The organism is Planktothrix sp. FACHB-1355 (assembly GCF_014748295.1).
Taxonomy (GTDB): Bacteria; Cyanobacteriota; Cyanobacteriia; order Cyanobacteriales; family Aerosakkonemataceae; genus Aerosakkonema; species Aerosakkonema funiforme_A.
In genome coordinates this window covers 1-4,804 of the sequence record NZ_JACJUP010000476.1, presented here as the reverse complement: position 1 = coordinate 4,804, position 4,804 = coordinate 1, and the positions used below count along the sequence as shown (strand labels likewise).

The following is a 4,804-nucleotide window of genomic DNA, read 5'->3' as shown; positions in this document are numbered from 1 at the left end:
AAGTAGGTCATCTAGTATTAGCGATCGCCCGTTGCCAAGAAAATAGTATCAGCGCTAGTTTGGGCATCATCAGTAGTTTGGGAGAAAGTTGGCGCACTTGGGGAGGTTTTTCCATTGACCGATCGATTCGTCCCTCCCTGATACTATACCCAGGTTTTTCCGGTGGGCCATTAGTAGATACCCAAGGAAAAGTAGTTGGGATTAATACCACAGTACCCCGTCATACTGCACTCACCATTCCCAACACTATCGTGAATCGCATAGTTGACCAACTGCTAGAAACTGGCAACATTAGATACGGTTATCTAGGATTGGGGATGCAACCAGTTCAACTACCTCTTGTTCTGCAACAATCGCTTAATTTACCTGACAATGGCGGCGTAATAGTAGTTAGCGTCGAAGCATCATCACCAGCAGATAAAGCAGGAGTGTTAATCGGCGATATTTTAGTAGAGCTTTCCGGTACATCCATCAACGATATCAGCGATGTTCATTCCATGTTAGGCCCCGAACGAGTTAATCGACCCATTCAGGCCAAAATTGTCCGGGGTGGAAATTCGATCGAATTAACAATCACCGTCGGCGTTAGACCGCAAAGGGGTTATAGAAATGAATAGTTTCAGCTTAGTTGAGGAATTAAACGCTGTAACCGAATCCCTACGCCGTTCTACAGTCAAAATCCGAGGACGCAGAAACGGAATAGGATCGGGCGTGATTTGGAATAGCGATGGGATAATTATTACCAATGCCCACGTCATAAGTCACCCGAAAATATCGGTAGAATTATCAGACGGACGAATTCTGGCGGCGACTGCGATCGCGAAAAATCGGCAGCGGGACTTAGCAGCATTAAAAGTAGATGCTTCTAACTTAAATGCTGCCAAAATTGGTAATGGCGATCGCTTGCGAGTGGGAGAATTAGTAGTAGCGGTAGGCAATCCAAACGGCTCGACGGGTGCAGTAACCGTGGGAATCATTCACAATCTCACTAGCATTAATGTCAATCGTCCTAATTGGATACAAACAGATGTACAATTAGCACCCGGTAATTCTGGTGGCCCTTTGGCTAACGTGCAAGGGGAAGTAATTGGAATTAATACGATGATCGTACAGGGGAAAGGGTTTGCCATTCCCACTCATGTAGTGCAACGCTTTTTAGAAAGAGGTAACGAACGTCCTTATTTGGGGGTGAGTCTTCGCGAGGTAATCGTACCATTACAAGGCAAACCTAGTTACGGATTGTTAATTACCGATGTGGAATCCGGCAGTCCAGCAGATATCGGTCAGCTAATGATGGGAGATGTGTTGGTGGGAGTGAGGGGTATTGCTTTCCTTTCGCCAAATGAACTATTTCACATTTTGGAAAACTCTTATGAAGGTGATGGACTGCCATTAAATGTGCTGCGTGGGGATAAGCTTGTGCAGTTGGATGTGGTGCTATGGAACAAAGACTCCTCAGCACGAGCGGCATAACGAGGGTTTTGCTGGTAGCTAATTCTACCATTATGCGGGCTGGTTTATCGGCTTTAATGGCAAATAATTCGAGTTTGGAGGTGGTGGGTAGCGTTACGAATGGCGAAATGCTTTTGAAAAACGAACAGTTACAACCGGATGTGGTGCTGCTGGTATGGGATGGGGAGGAATTGATTTTTGATGGTGAATTCCAGGTGTCTGGAATGGTGGTTTTGGTAGAAGATTGGCAAGAGGTTTCAATCCGTAATTGGTTGCGAAATGGGGTGCAGGGTATTCTTCCTTTACAGGCTACTGGGGATGAGATTGTGGGAGCAATTTCGGCAGTAGCTTTGGGTTTAAATGTACTGCATCCGGATGTGATTGAATCTTTGCTTTCGGCATTACCCGCCACTGCTAAGGAGCGGGATAATGGGAAGGGAATTCTGACCAGTCGGGAGGTTGAGGTGTTGGGGATGTTGGCTTCCGGTCAGGGCAATAAAGCGATCGCACGTCGATTGCACATTTCCGAGCATACCGTAAAATTTCACATCGCTTCTATTTTTAGCAAGCTGGATGTGTCCAGTCGCACGGAAGCGGTAATCAAGGGTGCTAAAGATGGGTTAATTTTGTTGTGAACCTCAATGATAATGATTCAAGGTCAGCAAATTTCATTTGCAATTGGCAATGAAATAAAATGCCATTATTCTTTGGGTGAACGCAAAAAAGGTTTCAAGCCTGCCATTTCAAGGAGAATTATCAAAAAAATTTGACGAATATTGTAGAGACTTTTCATGAAAAGTCTCTACAATAGACATCTCTTCCAAAAGAATCTTAAAGGCAGGCAGGATGCCTACCCCACAAGAATTTTTGGAGATGTCTAATCTTCAAGGCCCAGCCAATCCTTGCATCCGGTGACCCTTGCCATTTGTTCTACCAGTACCTACGTCTCCACAACTTTGGCTAATCACAAAACCTATCCGCTCAAAGCAGATAGGTTTAATGGCTTTGGTAAGTATGTTAGTTATATAAGTTCGATATGGCTTTATCCTGCTCATATTATGCCAATTTATAAAGATGAGTTTGCTACCTCGATCGGCTGATTTCCTTATCCTCAAAAGACAGAGATTGAATGGGGAGTGGAAGAGGTTTACTTACTACGTAGATGCAGATGTCATTGGCTCTAACTTTAGGTATATTTCTTGATGAATAATGTTTCTGCGTCTACTACCCTTAGAAGAGATAGAGCTAATGGATTACCGAAGCTCGCGGCGCTCGCTGTAAAGTCGAGCAAAGCAGAAATTGAAGAGAGTAGTAGAATGATTCAAGAAGTAGGAAGCGCTAAATTTACAGCAGCAGAACTAGATCGATTGGCAGCAGAACTGAATCGGGACGGAATTTGCGTGATTCGCGGACTTTTCGATCGACACCTGATTGAGCAATGGGCAGAAGCTTTTGATGCTTTATTTCAACTGCGCCAAAATCAACCAGGTGGCTTAGCTCCCCGCGAACAAGCTCGTTATTATTTAACATTTCCTTGGGTGCAACCATTTGCCAATCAGGATGTGTTTGCCAATCCGGTGATTTTGGGTATTCTCGATCGCGTTTTCTTCCAGGAATACAGGTTGGTTCAACTAGCGGCTGATATTCCCTGTCAGGGTTCGGATTATCAAGAAATCCATCGCGATTTCCGTCCGTTGTTTTCCGATCGAATTGTTACGCCGCTTTACGCTTTAGCAGTTAATTTTCCATTGGTTGAAGTAACGGCAGATAATGGCCCGTTTCAGATGGCACGCGGAACTCATGTTATGCCGCGTGAGGAGGCGCTGGTGAAGATTAGAGCCGGTGAGATTCCGATGGAATCTTTTTATATGCAGCCTGGTGATGTTACGATTCGATCGCCCTTAGCAATGCACAGAGGTTCACCTAACCGAACCCAAAAGCCAAGACCGATGGTAGTAATGGGTTATGTGATGCACTGGCTGCACACACCAAAAGTAGATTTAACGCTGCCACGAAATTACTACCAAACTCTGCCAGAGGATTTACAGCAGATGCTTCGGTGCGAAGTGGTAGAGGAGTTGCCAGAAAATAAGGCCGAAACTTATGTGAATTTTAAATATTAGCGTTCGTACATAATGAGAACTTACACCAATCCAGTTTACAACGGGTATTTTGCCGATCCATTTGTTTGGAAATACCAGGGCGTGTATTATGCGATCGGGACAGGGCCAGCGGAAGCAGAAGGGCAAGTTGACGAAATTGGCAAACGCCTAGTATTTCCGCTGCTGCGTTCCGATGACCTTGTGAATTGGCAGTTTGCCGGGAATGCACTTTTGCGACCAGACCCCGCGCTGGGTGATAACTTTTGGGCACCGGAAGTCGCTTACTGCGATGGCACGTTCTATCTGTATTACTCTGTGGGACACGAAGATAAAAGGCATCAGTTGCGTGTTGCCACCAGTTCCGAACCGTTGGGGCCATATGAAGATGTGGGAGAACCGTTATTAGACCCAGAGACTTGTGCGTTTGCGATCGATCCGCACCCATTTTGCGATGATGACGGACAGTGGTATCTGTTCTATGCTCGCGATTTTCTGGATACCGAAGGCGGCGTTCGCGCTGGTACGGCACTTATGGTCGCTCGTCTGGAAAGTATGACAAAGCTAGCAGGTGAGGGCAACGTCGTTTTACGCGCTCGTTCCGATTGGCAGAGATTCCTAGCCAATCGTGCGATGTACGATGGCATCTACGATTGGCATACTTTGGAAGGTGCCTGCGTTCGCAAGTACAAAGGACGCTACTACTGCTTTTATAGTGGCGGACGCTGGGAAACTGACAGTTACGGAGTCGATTATGGAGTAGCAGATAGCGTAATGGGTTCTTACTCAGATGCGGGGAATGAAGCGGGGCCGCGTGTGTTGCGATCGGTTCCCGGTTATGTGTTGGGCCCAGGCCACAATTCGATCGTGTTAGGGAAAGACGATCTCACCGAGTATATTATCTACCATGCGTGGGATACAAATATGCAGGCGCGACGGATGTGCATTGACAAGCTGATCTGGACAGATTTCGGCCCGCGTTGCAATGGCCCTACTTGGACGCCGCAAGAGTTAGACCACCTCAGCCCAAACCGTTAAGTTAGCGATATTGCTTATGATTGAGATTGATGGCTCCTATGGCGAAGGCGGCGGACAAGTACTCCGCACCTCCCTCAGTCTCGCTGCGATTACCGGCAAAGCGATACGCATCCAAAAGATTCGGGCGGGACGCCAAAAACCCGGACTGGCAGCTCAACACCTGACTGCTGTAAGGGCAGCTGCGGCAATTTGTCAAGCAGAAATGCGGGGAGATG

At 46.6% G+C, this 4,804-nt stretch carries 7 protein-coding genes; all 7 read left to right on the top strand.

Annotated features, from left to right (window positions below; genetic code table 11):
- The coding region (locus H6S82_RS18725; protein ID WP_191056538.1) for a PDZ domain-containing protein at positions 1-617 on the top strand (617 nt) is incomplete at its 5' end.
- Positions 610-1,473, top strand: a complete 864-nt coding sequence (locus tag H6S82_RS18720) for a trypsin-like peptidase domain-containing protein (protein ID WP_190468113.1) — start codon at positions 610-612, stop codon at positions 1,471-1,473. The genes H6S82_RS18725 and H6S82_RS18720, both read left to right, overlap by 8 nt.
- Positions 1,440-2,087 (top strand): response regulator transcription factor, encoded by a 648-nt coding sequence (locus H6S82_RS18715; RefSeq protein ID WP_199315403.1) that lies wholly within the window; start codon positions 1,440-1,442, stop codon positions 2,085-2,087. The genes H6S82_RS18720 and H6S82_RS18715 overlap by 34 nt, the downstream gene beginning before the upstream one ends.
- 276 nt (positions 2,088-2,363) lie before the next feature.
- Positions 2,364-2,552 carry a hypothetical protein gene (locus H6S82_RS18710; protein ID WP_191056537.1) on the top strand — a complete coding sequence of 63 codons (189 nt, stop codon included), beginning with the start codon at positions 2,364-2,366 and terminating at the stop codon, positions 2,550-2,552.
- A 216-nt stretch (positions 2,553-2,768) separates the two neighbouring features.
- Positions 2,769-3,575 (top strand): phytanoyl-CoA dioxygenase family protein, encoded by an 807-nt coding sequence (locus H6S82_RS18705; protein ID WP_190468107.1) that lies wholly within the window; start codon positions 2,769-2,771, stop codon positions 3,573-3,575.
- A gap of 12 nt (positions 3,576-3,587) precedes the next feature.
- Complete coding sequence (locus tag H6S82_RS18700; protein ID WP_190468105.1) at positions 3,588-4,589, top strand: glycoside hydrolase family 43 protein; 1,002 nt, start codon at positions 3,588-3,590, stop codon at positions 4,587-4,589.
- A gap of 16 nt (positions 4,590-4,605) precedes the next feature.
- Positions 4,606-4,804, top strand: a 199-nt coding sequence (locus tag H6S82_RS18695; RefSeq protein ID WP_277926490.1) for an RNA 3'-terminal phosphate cyclase, incomplete at its 3' end; no start/stop codon positions are given.